The following is a 22968-nucleotide window of genomic DNA, read 5'->3' on the forward strand; positions in this document are numbered from 1 at the left end:
AACGGGGCGGGTCAGGGCGCGGCGAGGTCCCCGGCGAGCGGGCGGGGCCCGTCCGAGGCGTCCTTCAGGCCGCGCTCGAGGATCGAGTCGAGGATCTCGCCGACCCTGATCGCGGTGTTGGACAGCAGCGAGGAGGTGATGCCGTGGGTGTGCTCGGTGCCGCCCTGGAGGTAGATCCCGCAGCGCAGTTCGTCGTCCGTCGCGATGCGGTAGTCACGCTCGACCCGGACGCGGCCCGCCCCGTCGCGGTGGCAGTGCCGTGCGACGTCACCGAGGAGGCTCAGGGGGTCGACGGGGCTGTAGCCGGTGGCGAGGACCACGACGTCGGCCTCCAGCGTGCTCTCCTCGCCGGTGACCAGGGAGGTGACGGTGGCGCGGACCTTGTCCCCGTCCTCCTCGACGCCCGTCAGCCGGGAGATGTTGATGAAGTGCAGCCGCTCGGTGCCGAGCACCTTCTCCTGGTAGGCCTGGCGGTACAGGTCGTCGATCAGGTCGATGTCCACGACGGAGTAGTTGGTGTTGCCGTGATAGTCCATCAGCTTGCGCTTGACGTCGTCCGGGGCGGTGAAGTACTCGTCGACCGCTTCCGGGTCGAAAATCCGGTTGGCGAAGCTGCTGTCGTCGGCCGGGCTGTAGCCGTAACGGGAGAAGACCGCGCAGACCTCGGCCTGCGGGAAGCGGCGGTGCAGGTAGGCGACGTTCTCGGCGGCGCTCTGGCCGGCGCCGACCACCACGAACCGGGCGGGGTCGGTGCCCTCCAGGGAGTCGACCTTGGCCAGCAGGTCGGAGTTGTGCCAGACCCGGTCGGTGCGCTCGACGCCCTCCGGCATCAGCGGGCGCAGCCCGGTGCCGACGACCAGGTTGCGGGCGCGGTGGACCACCGTCTCGTCGCCCGAGCGGGCTGTCACGTCGACGTACTCCACCACCCCGTCGACCAGGACGGGTTCGACGGAGATCACGTCGTGTCCGTAACTGACCATGTCGTCGACCTTCGCCGCGGCCCACTCGAAGTAGTCGTGGAACTCGACGCGCAGCGGGAAGAGGTTCTTGCCGTTGACGAAGTCGATCAGCCGTCCCCTGCTCTGCAGGTAGCGCAGGAAGGTGTACTCGCTGGACGGGTCCCGCAGCGTCACCAGATCCTTGAGGAACGACACCTGCATCGTCGCGTCGTCGATCAGCATGCCGCGGTGCCAGCCGAAGGCCGGCTGGCGCTCGAAGAACTGCGCCGTGACCGCCTCCTGCCTGTCCACTCGCGCGTTGTGCTCGCTGAGCGCGATCGCCAGGGCCACATTGGACGGCCCGAAGCCGATTCCTATGAGGTCGTGGATCAGAGGTGCGTCGCCAGGATCAACCTGTGACATGTCACTCCCATCGTGCGGGACAGCCGCCTGTCAGGCGTGGACGAAAAGAACGGGACGCGGGCACACCGGATGCGGCAGCCAGTCGAACTTAGGTAAAGCTAACCTGACTTCAATGAGTCTGTCGACCAGACAAAACCGGACTAATCAGCAGGTGCCCTACCTAACGCGCCGGAAATCAGGGCCCGTTGCGCCATTAGGTAAGGCTTGCTTTACTTGACGTCGATCATTCGCTCACCTGAGGAGGAACCCATGCGGGTCGCCATGTTCGGTTACCAGACCTGGGGCCACCGCACCCTGCGAGCCCTCCTGGAGTCCGAGCACGACGTGGTGACAGTCGTGACGCATCCCAAGAGTGAGCACGCGTACGAGAAGATCTGGAGCGATTCCGTAGCGGACCTGGCCGAGGAGCACGGCGTCCCGGTGATCATCCGCAACCGGCCCGACGACGAGGAGCTGTTCCAGCTGCTCCAGGAGGCCGCTCCGGACATCATCGTCGCCAACAACTGGCGCACCTGGATCCCGCCGCGCATCTACAACCTGCCCCCGCACGGAACGCTGAACGTCCATGACTCGCTGCTGCCGAAGTACGCCGGGTTCTCGCCGCTGATCTGGGCGCTCATCAACGGGGAGACCGAAGTCGGTGTCACGGCCCACATGATGGACGAGGTGCTCGACGCCGGCGACATCGTGGACCAGCGCGCGGTGAAGGTGGAGCCCGCCGACACCTCCGTGGACCTGTTCCACAAGACGGTCGACCTGATCGCCCCGGTCACCATCGGCGCGCTGGACCTGATCGCCTCCGGGCAGACGGAGTTCACCCGGCAGGACCGCTCGCAGGCGACGTTCTTCCACAAGCGCGCCGAGGAGGACATCCGCATCAACTGGGACTGGCCCGCCGAGGTGCTGGACCGGCTGGTCCGCGCCCAGACCTCGCCGTACCCGAACGCCTTCACCTTCCACCGGGGCAAGCGGCTGGAGGTGATGTCCGCCGTCGTGTCCGAGGGCCGGTACGGCGGCACGCCCGGCCGCATCTTCTACCGCGAGGGCGAGGGCGTGGTGGTAGTCGCCGGCGCCGACGCGCGCACGGGCCTCAACCACGGCCTCGCCATCACCCGGGTGCGGACGGAGGACGGCCGGGAGCTGCCCGCGACCGAGTACTTCACCGCCATGGGCGGATACCTCACCAGCCGCCCCTGAGCACCGCGGAGCCCGCCGCCGGCCCGCACCGGACCGGCGGCGGGTTCCGGCCTGCCGCCGCGTGCCGGTGCACGCCCCGGGGGCGGCCGACACGGGATGATTCGGGCGCAGAAGCGCGTTATCGGTGCGTGCGTCCGGCTCACCCCGCGAGCCGTTCCCCGAGGTGGAGGCATGACTGTGCACGGTGAGTACAAGGTCCCCGGCGGCAAGCTCGTCGTGGTGGACCTGGACGTCGAGGGCGGCGCGCTGCGCGGCGTACGGGTGGCCGGGGACTTCTTCCTGGAACCGGACGAGGCGATCCTCGCGATCGACGCGGCGCTGGAGGGAACCCCGGCCAACGCCGGCACCGCCGACCTCGCCGCCCGGATCGACGCGGCGCTGCCCGCCTCGACCGTGATGTTCGGCCTCACCTCCGAGGGCATCGCCGTCGCCGTACGCCGGGCGCTGGCACACGCCACCGAGTGGGGCGACTACGACTGGCAGCTCATCCACGAGCAGCCGCAGTCCCCCGCCCTGCACATGGCCCTCGACGAGGTCATCACCGCCGAGGTCGCGGCCGGACGCCGCCCGCCCACCCTCCGGGTCTGGGAGTGGGACTCGCCCGCCGTGATCATCGGCAGCTTCCAGTCGCTGCGCAACGAGGTCGACAGCGAGGCCGCCACCCGGCACGGGGTGAGCGTCGTACGCCGGGTCTCCGGCGGCGGGGCGATGTTCGTGGAGCCGGGCAACACCATCACGTACTCCCTCTCCGTCCCCGACTCACTCGTCTCCGGGCTCTCCTTCGCCGACAGCTACGCCTACCTGGACGACTGGGTGCTCGAAGCCCTCGGCGACATGGGCATCAAGGCCTGGTACCAGCCGCTCAACGACATCGCGACCGAGGTCGGGAAGATCGCCGGGGCGGCGCAGAAGCGCGTCGTGGGCCACGACGGAGGGCCCGGCGCGGTGCTGCACCACGTGACGATGTCCTACGACATCGACGCCGACAAAATGCTCGACGTGCTGCGGATCGGCCGCGAGAAGATGTCCGACAAGGGCACCAGGAGCGCGAAGAAGCGCGTCGACCCCCTCCGCCGCCAGACCGGCCTCGCCCGGGGCGTCGTCATCGACAACATGATCGAGTCCTTCCGCACCCGCCACGGGCTCACCACCGGCAAGGTGAGCCGGGAGGAGCAGGACCGGGCCGAGGAGCTCGTCCGCACCAAGTTCGGCACGGCCGAGTGGACGGCCCGGGTGCCGTAGAGCCGGCGGCCGGGAACGGTCCGCGCCCGGCGGCGGACGCCCCGGTCAGGGCAACGGAGGCGCGGCCGGCGGGCGGTGTTCGTACCAGCGCCGGTCGGCCTCCAGCTGGGCGGCCAGCGAGATCAGCCGCTCCTCGCTGCGGGAGGGGCCGAGCAGCTGGGCCCCGACGGGGAGCCCGTCGGAGGTGAACCCGGCGGGGACGTTGATGCCGGGCCAGCCCAGCACGTTCCAGGGCCAGGCGTACGGGCACGCCTCCGTGATCGCCACGTCGGTGCGCCAGGCGCTCAGCCCGTCGAAGCTGCCGATCCGGGGCGGCGGGAGGGCGGTCGTCGGGGTGAGCAGCACGTCGAAGCCCGATCCGGCCCGGCCGCGCGCGGGGTGGAACAGTGCCCCGATCCGGCGGTGCTGGCGCAGCTCGCGCTCCCTGGCCGCCCGCACCACCCGGCCGCCGAGCCGGGTGCCGGTGCGCAGGGCGCTGCGGGTGCGCGCGTCCAGGAGCGCGGGTTCGGGGTGCAGTGCGGCCAGTTCGGCGATCCCCGCGGTGGCGCGGGGCACGAAGCCCAGGCCGATCAGCCCGTAGCGGGGTCGGGCCTCCTCGACGTGGTGGCCGAGCGCCGCCAGGGCCTCCGCGAGCTCGGCGACGGCGCGCCGTACCTCCGGGTGGGGCGCGGTCCTGGTCAGGGTGAGCGGCGGCCGCCAGGCGACGGCGATGCGCAGCCGGCCCGGGTCGCGGCGGGCGGCGGCACGGGCCTCGACGGGCGGCGGGCGGTGCGGGTCGTCGGGGTGCGCTCCCGCGACGGCGTCCAGGAGGAGCGCGGCGTCCGCGACGGTCCTGGCCAGCGGCCCGTTGACGGTGAGGCCCTGGAAGGCGTCGCTGTGGGGGTGGACGGAGATCCGGCCGCGCTGCGGTTTGATGCCGACGAGGTGGGTCCAGGCCGCCGGGATGCGGACGGACCCGGCGCCGTCGGAGCCGAGCGCGGCGGGCACCAGGCCGGCGGCGACGGCGGCCGCCGATCCGCCGGACGATCCGCCGGGGGTGTGGTCGGTGTTCCAGGGGTTGCGGGTGGCGCCGAAGGCCGGGCCCTCGGTGAACGGCCACTGGCCCAGTTCGCAGGAGTTGGTCTTCCCGACGATCACGGCCCCGGCGGCCCGCAGTCTGCGTACGGCCTCGCTGTCGGCGGTGGCGGCGGGCACCTCCCCCGCGCAGCCGAAGTAGGTGGGCATCCCGGCGACATCGGTGTCGTCCTTGACCGCGACGGGCACCCCGAGGAGCGGCAGCCGCTCCCCCGCCGCCAGCCGGCGGTCGGCCTCGGCCGCCTCGGTGAGCGCGGCCTCGGCGCGCAGGTGCCGGAAGGCGTTGAGGGTGCCCTGGCTCGCCTCGATCCGGGCGAGGGCCTCGGAGACCAGCCGCGTGGCGGTGCCGCGCCCGTCCGCCAGGGCCCGTGCGCTGTCGGCCAGCCCGGCCGGGGCCGCCGTATCCGTCTCGATGGACTCCGCTGAGGACATGTACTGCCCGCCTCCCTCGTGCCGTCAGGTGCGCGCACCTGTCCGCCCGGTCGCTACTGGAGGGTAACGAGTCGGGGCGGTCCGCTCAACCGTTCGGCGTGCAGTGTCCGCAGCGCTTGCCGGGTTCGCTGCCGGAATCTATGGGCCGTATACGGGGCAACAGCGCCGTGGACGGTGATGAACGACGAAGGCACAGGTGGGGACGCGTGGAGGCGGAGTTCGCGGGCGAGTTCGAGACGCACCTGACGGTGCGTCCGTTCCCCGGGCGCGGCGCGGGTGATGCCGAGGAGTCCGTCCGGCTGGGGCGCTGGGCGGCGGAGCACGTCTGAAGTTCACCCGCATAGGGGTGCGACCGAGGTACGCACCAAAAGGGCAACGGGATGGTCTTGAAACCCTGGGCACTCGTCGCCCGCCACCCATTCGGCCCAGTGCCGTTGGTGGTGATGTTGAGCGTCGTCCGGGTCCTGGTCCGCAAGCAGGCCGGGGTGACGTACGACCAGGCCAAGGCCCGCGGGATCATCGAGCAGTCGATCCGCAAGGAGGCCGCGGCGAAGAACCGCCAGGCAGATCTGATCAACATCGCTGGTCAAAGCTCAAGAATCTGACCAAGCGTCTGGAATGGCTGGACGATCTCGGCGGCACCGACGTGTGGACAGTCTTGGCGGTGACGCCAGTGAAGTTCTGGTTGCGTTCTGGTCAAACATCAACCCTTAGGACGCCTTCCGCCTGGGAACGGCAAGCGGCTCGATCAGGGGCTTCCTTCTTACCTCGGCAGCGGGAGGTTGAAGCGGACTCAGTGTCCCGGCGCTCCTGAGGGCGCGGCGGTGATGATGGTGTCGAGGATCGCGCGCGAAGCCTGTAGATCTTCGATGGTGTGGGTGATTCGCTCGCCTTCCCGGCGCAGTTGGGCGAGCAGGTCCGGGCAGGTGGGCACGAGGTGCTCGTCGTCCGCCCGGATGCACGGCAGAACCTGGGCGATCAGAGCGGTCGGAAGCCCGGCCGCCAGCAGACAGCGAATGCGGCGCACTGTCTCGACGTCCGACTCGCCGTAGATGCGGTAGCCGCTGGGCAGCCTGTCGGGCGTCAGGAGTCCTTGCTGTTCGTAGTAGCGCAGCAGCCGTTCATGGACCCCGGTACGCCGCACCATCTCCTTCATGCGCATGGCGCTCGCCCCATTCCTGCTCCCCTTGCCCACGCCGCGACTTGACTCTGACACTGATGTCGGAGTTTAGCTTCGGCGCATGACCACTGATCACGTGCTTCCCACTTCTCACCTCGACGTTCTCGTGCAGGGGCGCGGCCCCGCACTCCTGCTCGCACACGGCGCCGGCGGCGGCATCGAGGGGAACTTCGGCCTCGTCCTCGACGACCTCGCCCAGGACCACACCGTCGTCGGCCCGCACTACCCCGGGGCCGGCGGCTCTGCCGTAGCCGTCGAACCCCTGGCCCTGGACGACCTCGCCGACCGCCTGGTCGCAGCCGCCGTAGCGGCCGGCCAGGACTCGTTCGCCGTCCTCGGGGAATCCCTCGGCAGCGCCGTGGCCGTCCGGATCGCCACACGGCACCCCGCCCGTGTCCGGGCCCTCGTCCTCACCGCTGGCTTCGCTGCCGCCGATCCCGTCCTGGCGCTCGCCGCCCAGCTGATCAAGTCCCTGGCAGCCGCGGGTCAGTGGGAGGACGTGGCACGGCTCGCCCTTCTGTCCTGCATGTCCCCGGTGGACCTGGCGGACCTCGAACCGGCCGCACTCGACAAACCGGTCGCCCAGACCCTGACCGCGATGCCCCCCGGCATGCTCGACCACTTCGACCTGGTGTCGCGCGTGGACGTCCGGGCCGACCTGGCCAAGGTATCCGCCCCCACCCTGGTGGTGGTGCCGACCGGCGACCGACTGGTGCTGCCCGAGAGTTCGTACCGTCTGGCGGCCGGCATCCCGGGCGCCCGGCTGGTCGAACTGCCCGGTGCCGCCCACGTCCTGAACCCGGCAGACCGGGCGACCTGGCTCCGCCACGTACGCGAATTCCTCGCCGCACTCCCCACCACATCGGCGTGAGCGCACCATTCCTCACGGGCCAGGCCGTTCCGCCCCGCACACCGTCCTGCTCGGCACCATCGCCCTGATGGTCGGCTCACTGGTGCTGCTCGGCGCGAGCATCCGACTGCGGCCACTCGCCGTGGTGGCCGTGGCCCTATGGGGCGTTGCCTTCGCCGCTCTGCCGATAGCGCTGCAATCGAGCGTGCTCCGTCTGGGCGCCACCGCACCCGACGCCGCGTCCTCCTGGTACGTCTCCGCGTTCAACCTGGGCATCGGAGGAGAAGCCCTGACCGGCGGACTGCTGAGCAGTTCCCCGGTGGCGATGCTCGCGTGGATGGCGCTGATCGCCGTGGTACCGGCCTTCGCCTTTGCCTGGACCACACAGGCAGCCCTCTCGCATTCACAGCCGCGGTAAATGCCGGATTTACTGCGGCGACGCGGGAAGGGCGGAGCGGGCGGGACGATCGAACTGAGGCCGCTCCGCGGAACGAGGACGTACCGCGGACGGCCGAGGAGGCCGCCGCGCTCGATCCCCTCTGCCACTTCGAGCATCACATCAAGCTGCTGCTCGGGGCGGGGCGGAGGTCGCCGCCGCCCGCTCGGTGGCCGTCCGGCACGGCGCCCACCTCTCGCGCAACGCCCGGCGCGCCGTCGGCGGGGGCCGTCACGAACGGTTCGTCACCCAGCGCTGCCACGCGGTCGGCCGGGCGGGGGCCCGCGCCGGGCTCGGCGCGCTCCTCGCCGCGCTGGGCGCCGCCGGGCTCCAAGTGAGCGAGTGCGAGGAGAGGTTCGTGGTGCACGGCGACCGGCCGGCGCTGGACGTGGGCTGGATCGAGGAGCGGCCCGGGTCGCGGGCGTGAAGCCGGCCACGCGCCTGCTCCACGCCCCACGGCCCCACAAGCCCTACGGCTGCACCGTGATCTCACCGATGCCGGTGCCGAGGCCGGCGCAGTGCGCGGTCGACTGGCCTGACTGGCCCGGGTTGAGCGTGACGTGTTCGCCGTCCACGTCCGGGGACCAGCCGCAGACCAGGTGCACCCAGAAGGTCTGCGTCGCGGAGCCGTTGTTCCGGCACAGCGCGTAGCCGGTGTAGTCGTCGACGGCGTGCTTGCCCGTGTCGCAGGACAGCCCGGGGGGCGTGGCCGCCAAAGCAGCGGCGGCGGCGGGCGTGGCCAGGCCGGTGGAGGCCGCGAGCGCCGCGGTGAGGCCCGCGACAGCGGCGCCCCGGAGCACGGTCGCGGACAGGTTCCGCACGGTCTTGTTCATGGTTTCCTCTCGGTCGTGACGAACCGGCCGCCCGCGCCGCCGTCCCTCGGGCGGCGACGGCAGTCTGACGGCAGGCCCTGGCTCCCATAACCGAAATCGCCGCAGGACGTCACGCCGGCTGCCCGTCCGGGTGGCGTTCTCCCCGTCGGGCGGCGGCCCCTGCCCCGGCGTACGCTCGAAAGACCGGACTGCGGACCTGAACGCCCGCACAGCCCCGCCATGACCCTTCGAGGAGGCGACGTGACCGGTCCACACCTCGGTACCCGCCCGGCCGCATGGACCGCGGCGATCGTGCTCTCCGTCACCGGCGGCGGCCTCGTCGGCGGCGGCGTGGCACACGCGGACGACATCGGCACGCTCACCGCCCAGCAGATCGCGGACCGCGCCCGCGACGCCCTCCTCGACGCGCACTCCATGCACCTGAGCACGCGCGGTGACCTGGGCAGGGACAGTACGCCGATGTCCCTGGAGCTCACCCTGGACCGGAGCGGCAACTGCGACGGCTCGGTGGACCTCGGCAACAGCCAGGGCTCGGTGGAGATCGTCAAGCGGGGCAACGAGGTCTGGGTCAAACCCGACGCGGACTTCTGGAAGAACCAGGTCCCCGACGGCGGCCAGGCCTTCGCCGCGATCCTGAACGGCCGCTACATGAGGGCGTCGGCCACCGACTCCAGGCTGCTCCCGCTGACGAAGGCCTGCGATCTGGACACCTTCCAGAAGCTGGTCAGTGACAACGCGGACAACGAGACGGGCACGCTCAACAAGGGCACGAGGACCACGCTCGGCACGGAGCCGGTCATCCCGCTGACCAGACTGCGGGACGGCACGACGATGGTCCTGTACGTGGCGGCCAGCGGAAAGCCCTACCCCCTGCGGCTCACTCTCCAGGGCGACGGGGCGGACGCGACCGTGGACTTCTCCGCCTTCGACAAGCCGGTGCCCACCTCCACCCCGCCGCCGGACCAGACGTTCGACATCAACGCGCTGCTGGGCCGCTCGACGGGGACGGCCTGAAGCCCGCAAGTACCGACCGTCACACGCTGCGGGACATGCCGTGCGACGATCCGCGTCCACGGCCGGGATTCACGCCACTGCGGGTTCCGTGGGGAATCAACGCTTCAATTCGACGAATACCGTGGCCCGGGACGACAGGAATACCTGACGGACGCCCCCACCCGGGCGTCGCACCATCTCATGCTTCACAGCGAAGATAATCTGCTGCCCTATACGTGTGTGGGGTCCAGGATGCAGGGCACCCGAAGTTCTGAGAGCGCGTCACCGCCTATTCCAAAGACGCCGGCCGACTCCACTGGTTCGACGGTGGAGCAGGAAGAATCTCAGTGAGGGAGCAATGTATGAGTGACAGCATCTGGGGCTACCAGCCGACCACGGGCCACACGGCGGGAACCGACCTCATCGGATACAAGGTCGAGGCCACCGACGGCAGCATCGGCAAGGTCGACAAGCACTCGGACGACGTCAACTCCTCGTATCTCGTCGTCGATACGGGCGTCTGGATCTTCGGCAAGCACGTCTTGCTGCCGGCCGGTACGGTACGCACCGTCGACCAGGCCGAGCGCAAGATTTTCGTCGACCTGACGAAGAATCAGATCAAGGACTCCCCCGAGTTCGACAAGGACAAGCACGTCGGTGACGCCGGATACCACGACCAGGTCGGCGGCTACTACGACGGCTACCGCCGCCGCTGACATCACGGCACCGTCCACAAGCCAGGACCGGCCAGCAGTTTCTGGCCGGTCCTGGCTTGTGACGTTCTTGTCTTTCTCCAACACCAATCCTCATCCTGCGCCCGGGGCAATTCAATCAGGGCCCCTTTTCTTTTATCGTCCCCCTGTCCGCCGGGCTGCCGCTCCGACGGAATGAATTCCACCGGTCCCATGTGCGGGCGGGTGCGGGGAGGTTCCGCGACAACCGAAAGGAGCGGCCGGACGTGGTAACCACCACCGGTGCCGTCTACGCCTGTCTCGGCATCGGCGTCCTGCTCGCCGCGGTGCTGCCCAGACTGCTGTTCCGGCTGCCGGTCTCCGTTCCGATGGTGTTCCTGGCAGCCGGCACGGTCACGTACTTGCTGCCGCTGCCTCTTCCCTCGGTCGACCCCGTCACGGACCGGATCTGGGTGGAGCATCTCACCGAGCTGTGCGTCATCATTTCGCTGATGGGCGCGGGGCTGGCCATCAACCGTCCGTTCGGGTGGCGTCAGTGGTCCACGACATGGCGGCTGCTCGGACTGGCCATGCCCCTGACGATCGGCGCCACCGCGCTCGCGGCCTGGTGGCTGCTCTCCTGGCCGCTGTCCGTCGCGCTTCTGCTGGCCGCCGTGCTCGCACCCACGGATCCGGTACTCGCCTCCGAGGTGAGAGTCGGCGAACCCACGGACGCCGAGTACGACGAGGACGAGGTGCGCTTCGCGCTGACGAGCGAGGCCGGCCTCAATGACGGGCTCGCCTTCCCCTTCGTTCTCGCCGCCATCGCGCTGGCGGAGGCCGGCGGAGGCCGGTCCACGGGTTCGCTCTCGCACTGGATCGTGAGCGACGTTCTCCTCAGGCTCGGCGTCGGCCTTGCGGTCGGCGTGGGCGCCGGCCTGCTGCTCGGACGGATGGTCTTCCGGTCCGACACGCGATCCTTCCGGCTCTCCGAGAACGGCGGAGGCTTTGTGGCGCTGGGAGCGACGTTCGCCTCCTACGGCATCACCGAGTCCCTGCACGGCTACGGATTTCTCGCCGTGTTCGTGACTGCCTGCACCTTGCGCAGGTTCGAACACGGCCACGGCTATCACAAGGTCCTGCACGAGTTCACCGACCAGATCGAAAGGCTCCTGATGGCGGTCCTGCTCTTCGGAGTGGGCGCCTTCGTGGCGACGGGCGCCCTGAGCCACCTCACCTGGCGGGGCGCCGCCGTGGGCCTGCTCCTGCATCTGCTGATACGACCGGCGTCGGGATGGTTCGCACAGTTCGGCGGGGCGGGCGGCCGGAAGGAGCGGCTGGTCACCGCGTTCTTCGGGATCCGCGGAATCGGATCCCTCTTCTATCTCGCCTATGCCTTCGGAGAGGGCGACTTCCGGGCGTACGAGAACGAGATGTGGTCGGTGGTGGTCTTCACCATCCTGGTATCAGTCCTTCTCCACGGCGCCTCGGCGCCTCCGGTGATCGCCCACCTCGACAGGCTGGGCGACAACGCACCGCAGACCCGCACTGAGTGACTGACCGCCAGATCTCGCCCGAGCCGCCCCGGGCGACGCCCCCGGCGCCCACAGCCGTCGGGGGCGTCGCGACTCAGACGTTCACCCTCGGAACGCTCTCGTTCCAGGTGCGGGAGAAGACCCTGCGGTCTCCCTCGTAGCCGTCCAGCGTGGCGTCGACGTGGAATGCGTTCTCGTCCGACGTCAGAAGGGTGCGCGTCTCCACCCGGATGTCCCATTCGGGGCGCCTGAACCGCATGGTCCAGGCGGACTCGCCGCTCACCGAACCGAAGTCGTCCGCGACCGACGTGTACTTCTCGATGGCTCGCAGCCCTACCTCGATCCCGTTCTCCTCGTACCGCTGGAGTCCGCGGTCCTTGATGATGTCGAGCGAGGAGTGGTAGTCGACCAGATTCCTCGACACGGTCCAGGCCTGTTCGGGTTCGGTCAGCTGGGTCACGTCCGCCGGTGCACAGCCCTCGGGTTCACCGAAGGGCTGCGAGGTCTCGTCGTCCCGGGTGTCGTTGGGCCGGATCGGCAGCGTGAGGGAACTGCCGTTCTCGTGGACGCTCAGGAGGGCGGGTGCGGGCGCCGGCCAGACCAGCGGCCAGTACGAGGTGGAGAGCGAGAGCCGGATGCGGTGCCCGGCCGGGAAGACCTGAGCGACCCCGTTGAGGGGAATGCGCACGCGGTACGGCCGGCCCGGTTCGAGTGCTTCGGGGCTGTCGCCCGCCCGGTGGGCGAGGTTGAGCACACCGTAGGTCACCCTGGTCGCCCGGCCGTCGGCCGCCACGTCGGACAGCCGGACGGTGAGCTGTGCCGTCTCCTTGGACGAGGACACCAGTAGGTCCACGGCGGGCGCGCCGAGGATCTCCACGCGTTCCGTCAGCGGCTCGGTGTCGAAGACGAGTGAGCCGCCGTCCTCCTCCCGTTGGTCGTACGGCAGATCCGGAGGGGCGTTGTACGAGGCCCACTTTCCCGCGAACTGCCCGACCGAGAGCGGCGACTGCACCGTGTGGACCCGGCCTGCGGGTTCGCCTTCCTCCGATGAGGCAGGTTCTTGCCCGGCGCGCACGATGGTGCGGTCGCGCAGAGGGTGCGACACCTCCTGGATGTGCGGCGAGGGCCAGCTCGGCTCCCCCACCCAGCGGCCCGGCCGCTCCTCGTAGGAGGTGGACGGCGGCACGCTCTCCTGCATCCAGGCGCGGATCATGGGTCCGTCCATCACGCCGTTGTCCACGCCCTTGAGCCAGTGGTCCCACCACCGGACCACCTCCTGCAGGTAGCCGATGGCCGGTCCCGGCTCGCCGAGGTGCGGCATCTTGTGCGACCAGGGCCCGATCAGGCCCTTGCGCGGCACCTGGACACGGCTCAGCAGCCGGGTGACTGCATTGGAGTACCCGTCCGCCCAGCCGCTGGAGGCCAGCACGGGGCAACGCAGGGCCTCGTAGTTCTCGTTGAGCGAGGCGTGGCGCCAGTACTCGTCGCGGTGCTGGTGGCGCAGCCATTCGAGAACCCAGGGGCGCGCGGACGCCAGCCGTTCGTGCCACATGTCCCGCCAGCGCTCGCCGACCACGGCCGGATCTGGAGGGCAGGTGGCGTAGGCGAACATCGTCCCGGCCTCGGCCAGGTTGTCGGACAGCATGGCACCGCCGACGTAGTGCATGTCGTCCGCGTACCTGTCGTCCGTGAAGGACGCGATGACGATGGCGCCCAGGCTCGGCGGTTGCCGAGCGGCGACCTGGAGTGCGGCGAACGCTCCCCAGGAGATGCCCATCATCCCCGTGGTTCCGTCGCACCAGGGCCGCTCGGCGAGCCAGGCGAGCAGCTCTTCGATGTCGCACTGCTCCCGTTCCAGGTACTCGTCCAGCAGGACGCCCTCCGATTCGCCCGTGCCTCGCAGGTCAACGCGTATGCAGGCGTAGCCGTGGCCGGCGATGTAGGGGTGGTGGATCGCGTCACGGGTGGAGGTCAGATCGTTCTTCCGGTACGGAATGGCCTCCAGGATCGCTGGTACCGGCTCCCTGTCGGAGGTGACCGGGCGCCAGATCCTCGCTGACAGCCGGACCCCGTCCGACATCTGGATGGTGACGTGGTCCTCTCGCCCGACCGCATGGGGAAGCCGGTCGACGTGTCGCATACCGATGGGGTGCTCCTTTCCTCTCCGGGGCCTCGTCACGGCGTCTTCTGGTCGCGGCCGCCCGGAGCGGTGTCGTCGAATGTGAGGCCCAGGGCCGCGACGCACTGGTCGAACTTGCGCCGCAGGCCCTCCTCGTCGTCCGCCCCGGTGAAGATGTGGGCGATCTCGTAGCTGTAGCTGTCCTGCTGGGGCACCGAGGAGAGCCTCTGCCCCTCGGCGGGCACCACGTCGATCCGTACCCCGGGTATGTCCCGCTCGATCGCCGCGAGTTCGTCGGGGGTGGGCACCTGATGCACCGTGCCCTGCCCGAACCACCTGTAGTACCACTTGGCGGCCACGCCGTACGGGCCCTGCCCACCTGGCAGGGCGGGGTCGTTGCCGAGTGCGAGGCTGATCATCCGGTGGTGGTTGGGGGCGCCGTCGACGTAGTCGAACAACTCCGCGTGCGACTGGGAGTGCCGGGGATTGATCTCCAGCAGGCTGACGTCCCCGGTCTTGGGGTCGTAGAAGTACTCGATGCTGAAGGTGGCGGAGTCCATGCCTATCTGTCGCATGGTCCGCTCGCTCACCTCGTGCAGTTTCCGGATCACCGGGGCCGGCAGAGCGCTCGGGTACTGGTGACGCAGGAAACAGGAGGAACCGGAGTAGTTGATCGAGTCGAGTACTCCGTAGACGGTCACCTCCCCGTCGTGCACATATCCCTCGACCGCCACCTGAATGCCCGTCATCGCTTCCTCGGCCAGACAGACCTGACCTCCCACCCCCGCCATCTCCGGCGGAAGTTCCAGGAGTTCCAGCACCGCGTTGAACGGCCTTCCGACCCGGTCGATGCCCTCACGGATATTTTTCACGGCCGTACGGAACTCCGTCATGTCCGAGACGCCGTATGCCAGTTCCGACGAGTACGCGAGGGCGGGCTTGAGCCACATGGGGAAGCCCACGCCTTCCGGTGGCTGAGGATCCGCGCTCTCCAGATCGACCATTCCGAAGTTCGGGTACTCGTCGATCACCTTCTGCTGTTCCAGCCGGCTCCAGTATTTGTGCTCACATTTGACGACGGACTCGAGGCTCGTCGTGCGCGTGCCGTACTCTCTGCCGAGCATCGGCACGAGCGTGCTCACGGGGAAGTCCCAATAGCCGACGATCGCGTCGATGCTGCCCTCGTGCGCGTCCAGGATCTCGCGGGCGCGGCTCATCAGACCGGCCACCGAGACCTCGCCCTCCTGCAGCTCGCCGATGCTCAGCAGGGGATGGAACCGGTACGTCCCGGATCCGGGGACGGATTCCAGAGTCGGCAGATTGGCATCGTCCAGGCCGAGTATGAAGATGTTCTTCCGCTGCACGGACACGACGTGGTCCTTTCGTCGGGTCCACGGCGCGTACCCGCCGCACAGGATCCAAACCGGCCCGCCCGGCCGCCGCCGTTCACGGCGGGGGCGCGGGGCGGCCGGTGGCCCGGAGGAAGCGGTCAGCCGGACAGCGCGGGGATGATCTCGGCGCCGTAGGCGTCGATGGTGGCCTCGCGGGCGTCGTGCATGTTGTACACGGCGAACTGGTCGACGCCCAGATCGCGCAGGGCCCTGAGCTTCTCGATGTGTGCCGCCGGTGGCCCCAGCAGGCAGAACCGGTCGACGATCTCGTCCGGTACGAAGGTCGTGTCGGGGTTTCCGGCGCGGCCGTGGTGGCTGTAGTCGTAGCCGGAGCGTCCCGCGATGTAGTCGGTCAGCGCCTCGGGGACGAGACCGGAGTGCTCGCCGTAGCGGGTGACCAGGTCGGCCACGTGGTTGCCGACCATGCCGCCGAACCAGCGGCACTGCTCACGGGCGTGGTCGAGGTCGTCGCCGACGTAGGCGGGCGCGGCGACGCAGATGGTGACGGAGTCCGGGTCACGGCCCGCCCCGGCCGCCGCGTCCCGGACCGCTTTGATCATCCATTCGGTGAGGAAGGGGTCCGCGAGCTGGAGGATGAAGCCGTCGGCCTTCTGCCCTGCCAGCGCCAGCGCCTTGGGCCCGTACGCGGCCATCCAGACGGGCAGCCGTCCGTCCTTGATCCAGGGGATCTGGATCGGCCGGCCCTCGACCAGGGCCTCGCGCCCCTCCGCGAGGTCGCGGATGGCATCCATCGCATCGCTCAGCCTGGCCAGCGTGTTGGGGCTGCGGCCCGCCACCCGCATCGCGGAGTCGCCGCGGCCGATGCCGCAGACGGTCCGGTTGCCGTACATGTCGTTGAGGGTGGCGAACGTGGAGGCGGTGACCTCCCAGGTGCGGGTGGAGGGGTTGGTGACCATGGGCCCGACCATGAGGCGGTCGGTGTGTTCGAGGATGCGGCTGTAGATGACGAAGGGCTCCTGCCAGAGCACCGCCGAGTCGAAGGTCCAGCCGTAGCGGAAGCCGTTGCGTTCGGCGCGGCGCATCAGCCCGACGACGGCCGAGGCGGGCGGGTCGGTCTGCAGGACGAGTCCGAAGTCCATGCCAGATCTCCTAGTCCAGGTACTGACAGGTGGCGCGCGGGGTGTACATGCCGTGTCCCGCGCGGCCGGTGAACGTGCGGCGGTCGATGACGACCTCACCGCGCGAGAGCACGGTCTCCACCTGTCCGGTGAGCCGCTTTCCCTCGTACGCCGAGTAGTCGACGTTCATGTGGTGGGTCTCGGCGGAGATGGTCTGGACGGCGGCCGGGTCGTAGACGACGAGGTCCGCGTCGGCGCCGGGGGCGATGGTGCCCTTCTTGGGGTAGAGGCCGAACATCCGGGCCGGTGAGGCGCAGGCGATCTCGATCCACCGGCGGCGGGAGATCCGGCCGTCGACGACCGCCTGGTGCAGGAGGTCCATCCGGTTCTCGACGCCCGGCATCCCGTTGGGGATCTTCGAGAAGTCGCCCCGTCCCATCTCCTTCTGCCCGGAGAAGCAGAACGGGCAGTGGTCGGTGGAGACGACCTGGAGTTCGTTGTTCCGCAGGCCCCGCCACAGCGCTTCCTGGTGCTCCCGGGGCCGCAGCGGCGTGGAGCAGACGTACTTGGCGCCCTCGAAGTCCGGCTCGGCGAGGTTGTCGGTGGAGAGGAAGAGGTACTGCGGGCAGGTCTCCCCGAAGACGGGAAGCCCCTTGTGCCGGGCGGCCGCGACCTCGGCGACGGCCTCGTCGGCGGAGACGTGCACGATGTACAGCGGGGCTCCGGCGACGCGGGCGAGCTGGATGGCGCGGTGAGTGGCCTCGGCCTCCAGCGCCACCTTGCGCACGTCCCCGTGGAAGCGCGGGTCGGTGCGGCCCGCGGCGAGCGCCTGCTCGACCAGGACGTCGATGGCGATGCCGTTCTCCGCGTGCATCATGATCAGGCCGCCGTTGGACTCGGCCCGCTGCATGGCGCGCAGGATCTGCCCGTCGTCGCTGTAGAAGACGCCGGGGTAGGCCATGAACAGCTTGAAGGAGGTGACGCCCTCCGCCACCAGCAGGTCCATCTCCTTGAGCGAGGAGGCGTTCACATCGGCCAGGATCATGTGGAACGCGTAGTCGATCGCGCAGTTGCCGTCCGCCTTCGCGTACCAGGCGTCGAGCCCCTCGCGTACGGAACGCCCGACGGACTGGATGGCGAAGTCGACGATGGTGGTGGTGCCGCCCCAGGCCGCCGCCCGGGTCCCGGTCTCGAAGGTGTCGGCGGCGTAGGTGCCGCCGAACGGCATCTCCATGTGGGTGTGCGCGTCGACGCCGCCCGGGATGACGTATTTTCCGGTGGCGTCGATGGTCCGGTCGGCGGTCCAGCTCGCTGCGGCGTCGGTGCCGTGCGCGGCGAGTGCGGCGATGCGGCCGCCCTCGACGAGTACATCGGCGTGGATCTCGTCGGATGCGGTGACGACGAGGCCGCCGTGGATGACGGTGCGGCTCATGTACCCCTCCTCACTGTGGACTGTGGCGGAACGGGTCTACGCACGTAGACCGGTGCGTGGTGAAGAACGTAGAAGTGGGCTGCCCACTGTGGCAATACCGCTGCGGTCAACCGCTGAAGACGTTTCCGTTTCATCCGTCCGGCACTCCACCGGCCCAGCGCGCGGCGCCGCGCCCGGTCCGCGCCGGGCTCCGGACGGACGAGTGGGGCGAGTCCGTGCGGGGGAACCCACCGGACGGCGGGCGGCGGTCCGCCCCGGACCCGGCCGGCCGCACCCTAGCTTCGCTCCATGATCAGAATCGCAGTCATCGCCTCGGCCGCCCTCTGCGCCGCCCTCGCCACCGCTCCCCCGCCCGCCGGCCCGTCCGACGGCTGGCAGCGGGTCGGCTCGGGCACCTTGGGCGGGGTGAGCGGCATGGCGCCGGCCGCGTGGGCACCCGAGGGACACGGCCTGGCCGACCTGGTCGTCGTACGGGACAACAGCGGGGACCGCGAGTCCAGGGCGGCGACGGTACGCCTGCGGGCCGGCCGCGCCCCGGCCGTCCGGGAACTCCCGTGGTTCGGCGCGCTCCCCGTCGGCCTGCAGGCGATCGACGCGGTTCCCGGCCGCCCCGGCCACTACGTCGCCGTCACGGACGGGGGCGACGCCTTCCACCTCGTCGTGGCGCACGGCCGGGCGACGGCCGAGGGTGCCCCCGTCGCGCTGCCCGGCCGGCGCGACGGTGACAGCTACGAGAGCTTCGCGCTGCACCGCGACAGCTCGGGCCGGACCTTCGCCGTCTGGGCGACGCGCGGCAGCGGCGAGCGGCCGGCCGTCGCGCGCGCCTCCTCGGTGCGCGTCGGGGCGGACGGCCCGGAGTTCGGCACCGTCAGCGCCCGGCAGGAGTTCGCCGTCCCGTACCCGGACCGGCCCGGGGTCCGGCACATCAGCGATCTGAAGGTCCTGACGGACGGCACCGTCATGGTCTCGTCCTCCTCCGGCCCCGAGGAGGACGACGGGCCGCCCACCTGCGCCGTCTACGACGCCGGCCGGCTCACCGTCAACGCGGCCCATGACGCCGTGCTGCGCCTGAAGCCGCGACGTGAACTGACGCCGCTGAGCCTGTTCACCGAGCGGGACAACCGGAGGATCGAGGCCATCGCCTTCCTGCCCGGCGGGCACGCGGTCTGGGGCACCGACGACGGGAGCGACGGCGGTTCCCTGCGGTTCGAGCACCTCGGCGGGTAGCCCGGCGGCCGGAGCCGGCGCTGTCCGGCGGCGGGCGCGCCGCCCCGGCGGCGCCCCCTCGCCGGTACCGGGAGCGCCGCGCCGCCCGGTGCTCACCCCGCCGCTCGCAGCGCGTCGGCGAGGATCACCGCACCCTCCTCCGCCTCCGGGATGGAGAGCGAGAGGGGCGGGGCGATACGCAGCACGCTGGTGTTGTGGCCGCCGCCCTTGCCGATGAGCAGGCCGCCCTCGCGGGCCGCCTCCAGCACGGCCGAGGCCGCTTCGGGGTTCGCCTCGTCCGTGCCGGGCTTCACCAGCTCGATGCCGATCATCAGCCCCCGGCCGCGTACCTCCCGGACGCAGTCGGAACCGGCCGCGATCGCCCGCAGCCGCTCGATGAGCAGTCCGCCGACCCGGCGGGCGTTGCCCTGGAGGTCGTGTTCGAGCAGGTACCCGAGGTTGGCGAGACCGGCGGCCATGGTGACCGGCGAACCGCCGAACGTCGAGATGGAGTTGGCGTCCAGGCAGTTCATGACGTCGGCGCGGGCGATGACACCCCCGATCGACATGCCGTTGCCGATGCCCTTGGCGAAGGTGACGATGTCCGGCGGCCCGTTCTCCGCGTGCGCCTGCCAGCCCCAGAAGTGCTCACCGGTGCGGCCCCAGCCGGTCTGCACCTCGTCGGAGATCCACAGGATGCCGTGCCGGTCGAGGACTTCGCGGAAGGCCGCGTACAGACCGTCGGGCGGCGAGGTGAACCCGCCCACGCCCTGGATGGGTTCGGCGATCAGCGCGGCCGCGTCCCGGGTGTGCCCGAGCAGATCCTCCAGGTCCGCCACGCAGGCCGCGATGAACTCCCCGTCGCTCAGGTGCGCGTACGGTCCGCGGCCGCGGACGCCGCCGTGCACGTACAGCGTCTGGAGCGGGGACAGCGCGGTGGGCGACCAGGCGTGGTTGCCGGTGATGGAGACGGCGGAGAACGACCGGCCGTGGTAGCTGTTGCGCATCGCGAGGATCTGGTTCGACCTGCGGTACGCGGTGGCCAGCAGCAGCGCCGTGTCATTGGCCTCGGTGCCCGAGGTGGTGAAGAAGACCCGGGCGTCCGGGATGCCGGAGAGGCTGACCACGCGCTCGGCGAGCTCGACCATCGGCCGGTTCAGATAGAGCGTGGAGGAGTGGATGATCCGCTCCGCCTGCTCGGTGACCGCCTTGGTGACCTCGGGCAGCGCGTGGGCGGTCATGGTGGTGAGGATGCCGCCGAAGAAGTCGAGGTAGCGGTTGCCGTCCGCGTCCCAGACGTGGCGGCCCTCGCCATGGGTGATCTCCAGCGGATGCCGGTAGTAGAGGGCCAGCCAGTCCGGGCTGACGGCGAGATGACGGTTGTGCAGACTGCTCACGGCTCCACCAGTCCCTCGTACGCGTCGGGACGGCGGTCCCGGTAGAAGGCCCACTGCTGCCGGACCTCCTCGATCAGCCCGAAGTCCAGGTCGCGGACGAGGAGTTCCTCCGCCTTGTCGCTGGCCACGTCCCCGACGAACTGACCGCGCGGGTCAACGAAGTAGCTGGTGCCGTAGAAGTCGTTGTCGCCGTACTCCTCCTGGCCGACGCGGTTGATCGCGGCGATGAAGTACTCGTTGGCGACGGCGGACGCCGGCTGCTCCAGCTGCCAGAGGTAGCCGGAGAGACCGCGCGAGGTCGCGGACGGGTTGTACACCAGCTGGGCGCCGTTGAGACCGAGTTGGCGCCAGCCCTCGGGGAAGTGCCGGTCGTAGCAGATGTATACGCCGACCTTGCCCACCGCCGTGTCGAAGACCGGCCAGCCGGCGTTGCCGGGCTTGAAGTAGTACTTCTCCCAGAACCCCTTGACCTGGGGGATGTGGTGCTTGCGGTACTTGCCGAGATACGAGCCGTCGGCGTCGATCACCGCTGCGGTGTTGTAGTAGAAGCCGGACTGCTCGACCTCGAAGACCGGGACGACGATCACCATCCCGGTCTCCCGGGCCAGCTCCCGCATCCGCTGCACGGTCGGGCCCTCGGGCACGGCCTCGGCCCAGCGGTAGTGCTCGGGTTCCTGCACCTGGCAGAAGTAGGGGGCGTTGAACACCTCCTGGAAACCGATGATCTTCGCCCCCTGCCGGGCGGCCTCGCGGGCGTGTTCCTCGTGCTTGGCGATCATGGATTCGGTGTCGCCGGTCCAGGTCGCCTGGACGAGTGCGGCGCGTACGACTTGGGACATGAGCTGCTCCTTCGACGCGGCGTCAGAGAGCCTCTTGGCAGTTTCTACGCCCGTAGACACGTGCGTAGAGGAGAACGTAAGCCCCGTCACACAGCGGGGCAAGACCATCGCCGTGAACCAGCGGAGTCGATCTTGTTTCGCACCCGTGCGGTCCAGCCCGGGAGCGCGGGACGGGCCGCTCCCGGCCGCGCTCACGAGCCCGGCATGCACCGGGACCCCAGGATGCGCCGGAGCGGCCCCGGCCCGATCCCCCGTTCCTCAGCCGATACCCGCGACCCTCAGTGCGTGCACCACGTCCCGCTCCCTCGCCTCGGACACCTCCCGCGCAGCCGCGAGCAGTTGCGGTACGAGGCGGCCCGGATCACTCTCGGCGACCCTGGCCGCGTCCTGCGGTGTCCGGACCCGGACGAAGGCGCCGAGCAGCGCTTGCGCCTGCGGGCCCCGGCCGGCCCGGTCCAGTGCGGCCACGGCGTCGGCGATCTCCGCGGCGGGCCGGGCCACGCCCTGGCGCAGCAGCCGGTCGCAGTCCTCCGGCCACCCCGCCTTGGACAGTGCGGCGGCCGCCGCCGCGAGTGCGGCCGGCGGCAGCGAGGAGATCTCCCACAGCAGGGTCGCCCAGTCCGCGTCGAGCCCCGCCAGTCGGAGCTCCGCCGCGAGCACCGGCAACCGGTCCGCGGGCCGCGCGGCCGCCTCGCAGAGCACCCCGTGAGCCTCCCCGCTGCGGCCCTCCGCCCGCAGCCGGAGCAGCGCCGCGACGGTGTACCGGGCGGCCTCCACCACCTCGGCGTCCACCGGGACCTCGGCCGGACCCCGCTCCGCGCCCGCCGACGCGCCGCCGAACCGGGCGCCGCGCGGCACGGCGGCCGCGACCGGCGGCACGGGCAGGAGGGGCGCCACGGACGCGGGGCTCTCGTCCTCCACGTCCAGCCCGGCGAACCGGGCACCGCGCGGCCTCCTGCGCACGGGCCGTGCGGGGGCGGATGCGGCGGGAGCGGGGGCCGCTGCCGCTGGGGTCTCCGGTGGCGGCGGGGCGTGCGGTGACGGCGGGGCCTGCGGTGACGGCGGGGCTTCCGGGACGGCGTCGCGCACCGCCGCGAGCCGCCGGCGCAGCTCCGCGCAGCGGGCCGAGGCGCGTTCGTGGTCGTCCCGGGCCCAGGCGGCCGCTTGGGCGTCCACCGCGTCCGCCGCACCGCGCTCGTGGGCCGCGAGCAGCCGCTGGGCGGCGTGCGCCTGCTCCCGCAGCATCAGTTCCAGCCGCTCCACGAGCTGCTGCCGCCCGCCGGGGCGGCGGTCGTGACCGGCGGCCGAGGCGGCGTGGAGCCCGGCAGCGCGTACCGACTCCTGTCCGGCGAAGTCGGCGCCGCGCGCGGTCGCGAGATCCCGCAGGAGCGAGTCCACCACGTCCCATGGCGGGATCTCGACGCCCTCCAGACAGGCCCGCATCCCCTCCGGATCGCGTTCGCAAAAGACGCCGTACCAGCCCTGGGAGGGATCGAGCAGCCGGGTCAGATACCGCAGGTAGTGCGCGAACTCGCTCAGGGACACCGCATGCTGATGCACTGTCATTTCCGCCCTCGGGCCGCCGTCGGCTGGAACCTTCCAGTCCGCAGGCATTCGACCGCAGGCGTGTTACGGGACGGCTACGCGCTCTTTTCGGTACCGGTGCGAGCGGCGTACGACCCCGACGGCGAGCGCCCCACA

The 22968-nt window shown here is 70.6% G+C and carries 22 protein-coding genes; 11 read left to right on the forward strand and 11 right to left on the reverse strand.

Translation table 11 applies throughout. From position 1 onward, the window contains the following. Positions 1–11 precede the first annotated feature (11 nt). A complete protein-coding gene (locus tag ACGFU6_RS04935; protein ID WP_393608100.1) occupies positions 12–1361 on the reverse strand; it encodes a lysine N(6)-hydroxylase/L-ornithine N(5)-oxygenase family protein in 1350 nt (449 codons plus the stop codon). 249 nt (positions 1362–1610) lie between these two features. Between ACGFU6_RS04935 and ACGFU6_RS04940 the strand changes: the two genes are divergently transcribed. Next, a complete protein-coding gene (locus ACGFU6_RS04940; protein WP_393608101.1) occupies positions 1611–2558 on the forward strand; it encodes a methionyl-tRNA formyltransferase in 948 nt (315 codons plus the stop codon). Positions 2559–2735: 177 nt separating this feature from the next. Next, the gene (locus ACGFU6_RS04945; protein ID WP_393608377.1) at positions 2736–3800 is read left to right on the forward strand and encodes a biotin/lipoate A/B protein ligase family protein; all 1065 of its coding nucleotides are present in this window, start codon (positions 2736–2738) and stop codon (positions 3798–3800) included. 45 nt (positions 3801–3845) lie between these two features. Here ACGFU6_RS04945 and ACGFU6_RS04950 read toward each other — a convergent pair whose 3' ends face one another. Further along, positions 3846–5306 (reverse strand): amidase, encoded by a 1461-nt coding sequence (locus ACGFU6_RS04950; protein WP_393608102.1) that lies wholly within the window; start codon positions 5304–5306, stop codon positions 3846–3848. A gap of 206 nt (positions 5307–5512) precedes the next feature. On the opposite strand from ACGFU6_RS04950, the gene ACGFU6_RS04955 reads away from it, so the two are divergent. Together ACGFU6_RS04955 and ACGFU6_RS04960 are read left to right on the forward strand one after the other, a co-directional pair. Next, positions 5513–5635: a hypothetical protein gene (locus tag ACGFU6_RS04955; RefSeq protein WP_393608103.1), complete on the forward strand. Its 123-nt coding sequence runs from the start codon at positions 5513–5515 to the stop codon at positions 5633–5635. A 108-nt stretch (positions 5636–5743) separates the two neighbouring features. Continuing rightward, positions 5744–5911 carry a hypothetical protein gene (locus ACGFU6_RS04960; RefSeq protein WP_393608104.1) on the forward strand — a complete coding sequence of 56 codons (168 nt, stop codon included), beginning with the start codon at positions 5744–5746 and terminating at the stop codon, positions 5909–5911. Between the two features lie 188 nt (positions 5912–6099). Here ACGFU6_RS04960 and ACGFU6_RS04965 read toward each other — a convergent pair whose 3' ends face one another. Further along, the gene (locus tag ACGFU6_RS04965; RefSeq protein ID WP_393608105.1) at positions 6100–6468 is read right to left on the reverse strand and encodes a MerR family transcriptional regulator; all 369 of its coding nucleotides are present in this window, start codon (positions 6466–6468) and stop codon (positions 6100–6102) included. A gap of 79 nt (positions 6469–6547) precedes the next feature. Here ACGFU6_RS04965 and ACGFU6_RS04970 point away from each other — a divergent pair, with 79 nt between their 5' ends. The 3 genes from ACGFU6_RS04970 (at position 6548) to ACGFU6_RS04980 (ending at position 8199) form a co-directional block, all read left to right on the forward strand. Continuing rightward, a complete protein-coding gene (locus ACGFU6_RS04970; RefSeq protein ID WP_393608106.1) occupies positions 6548–7357 on the forward strand; it encodes an alpha/beta fold hydrolase in 810 nt (269 codons plus the stop codon). Between the two features lie 67 nt (positions 7358–7424). Then, positions 7425–7754, forward strand: a complete 330-nt coding sequence (locus tag ACGFU6_RS04975) for a hypothetical protein (protein WP_393608107.1) — start codon at positions 7425–7427, stop codon at positions 7752–7754. Positions 7755–7941: 187 nt separating this feature from the next. After that, positions 7942–8199, forward strand: coding sequence for a hypothetical protein (locus ACGFU6_RS04980; RefSeq protein WP_393608108.1), 258 nt, complete (start codon positions 7942–7944; stop codon positions 8197–8199). A 43-nt stretch (positions 8200–8242) separates the two neighbouring features. Here ACGFU6_RS04980 and ACGFU6_RS04985 read toward each other — a convergent pair whose 3' ends face one another. Then, a complete protein-coding gene (locus tag ACGFU6_RS04985) occupies positions 8243–8605 on the reverse strand; it encodes a hypothetical protein (RefSeq protein ID WP_393608109.1) in 363 nt (120 codons plus the stop codon). Positions 8606–8845: 240 nt separating this feature from the next. Between ACGFU6_RS04985 and ACGFU6_RS04990 the strand changes: the two genes are divergently transcribed. The 3 genes from ACGFU6_RS04990 (at position 8846) to ACGFU6_RS05000 (ending at position 11825) form a co-directional block, all read left to right on the forward strand. After that, positions 8846–9619, forward strand: a complete 774-nt coding sequence (locus ACGFU6_RS04990) for a hypothetical protein (protein ID WP_393608110.1) — start codon at positions 8846–8848, stop codon at positions 9617–9619. A gap of 341 nt (positions 9620–9960) precedes the next feature. Next, positions 9961–10314, forward strand: a complete 354-nt coding sequence (locus ACGFU6_RS04995) for a PRC-barrel domain containing protein (protein WP_393608111.1) — start codon at positions 9961–9963, stop codon at positions 10312–10314. A 242-nt stretch (positions 10315–10556) separates the two neighbouring features. Next, on the forward strand, positions 10557–11825 hold the full coding sequence (locus tag ACGFU6_RS05000; RefSeq protein ID WP_393608112.1) for a cation:proton antiporter: 1269 nt from the start codon (positions 10557–10559) through the stop codon (positions 11823–11825). A 73-nt stretch (positions 11826–11898) separates the two neighbouring features. Here the strand turns inward: ACGFU6_RS05000 and ACGFU6_RS05005 are convergent, their stop codons facing one another. The 4 genes from ACGFU6_RS05005 to hydA form a co-directional block, all read right to left on the reverse strand. Further along, a complete protein-coding gene (locus ACGFU6_RS05005) occupies positions 11899–13944 on the reverse strand; it encodes a CocE/NonD family hydrolase (RefSeq protein ID WP_393608113.1) in 2046 nt (681 codons plus the stop codon). 35 nt (positions 13945–13979) lie between these two features. Next, positions 13980–15293 (reverse strand): acetyl-CoA carboxylase biotin carboxylase subunit family protein, encoded by a 1314-nt coding sequence (locus ACGFU6_RS05010; protein WP_393608114.1) that lies wholly within the window; start codon positions 15291–15293, stop codon positions 13980–13982. Positions 15294–15412: 119 nt separating this feature from the next. Beyond that, positions 15413–16414: a TIGR03842 family LLM class F420-dependent oxidoreductase gene (locus ACGFU6_RS05015; protein WP_393608115.1), complete on the reverse strand. Its 1002-nt coding sequence runs from the start codon at positions 16412–16414 to the stop codon at positions 15413–15415. Positions 16415–16424: 10 nt separating this feature from the next. After that, a complete protein-coding gene (hydA, locus tag ACGFU6_RS05020) occupies positions 16425–17825 on the reverse strand; it encodes a dihydropyrimidinase (protein WP_393608116.1) in 1401 nt (466 codons plus the stop codon). A gap of 288 nt (positions 17826–18113) precedes the next feature. Between hydA and ACGFU6_RS05025 the strand changes: the two genes are divergently transcribed. Continuing rightward, positions 18114–19052: a hypothetical protein gene (locus tag ACGFU6_RS05025; protein ID WP_393608117.1), complete on the forward strand. Its 939-nt coding sequence runs from the start codon at positions 18114–18116 to the stop codon at positions 19050–19052. Positions 19053–19144: 92 nt separating this feature from the next. Here ACGFU6_RS05025 and ACGFU6_RS05030 read toward each other — a convergent pair whose 3' ends face one another. From ACGFU6_RS05030 to ACGFU6_RS05040, 3 genes are all read right to left on the reverse strand, one after another. Next, entirely contained in the window at positions 19145–20428 is a 1284-nt protein-coding gene (locus tag ACGFU6_RS05030) for an aspartate aminotransferase family protein (RefSeq protein WP_393608118.1), read from the reverse strand. Further along, on the reverse strand, positions 20425–21267 hold the full coding sequence (locus ACGFU6_RS05035; RefSeq protein WP_393608119.1) for a nitrilase-related carbon-nitrogen hydrolase: 843 nt from the start codon (positions 21265–21267) through the stop codon (positions 20425–20427). Before ACGFU6_RS05035 ends, ACGFU6_RS05030 begins: the two co-directional genes overlap by 4 nt. A gap of 258 nt (positions 21268–21525) precedes the next feature. Beyond that, positions 21526–22833: a hypothetical protein gene (locus ACGFU6_RS05040; protein ID WP_393608120.1), complete on the reverse strand. Its 1308-nt coding sequence runs from the start codon at positions 22831–22833 to the stop codon at positions 21526–21528. Between the last annotated feature and the right edge of the window lie 135 nt (positions 22834–22968).

The organism is Streptomyces sp. NPDC048462, from assembly GCF_043200175.1.
Lineage (GTDB): Bacteria > Actinomycetota > Actinomycetes > Streptomycetales > Streptomycetaceae > Streptomyces.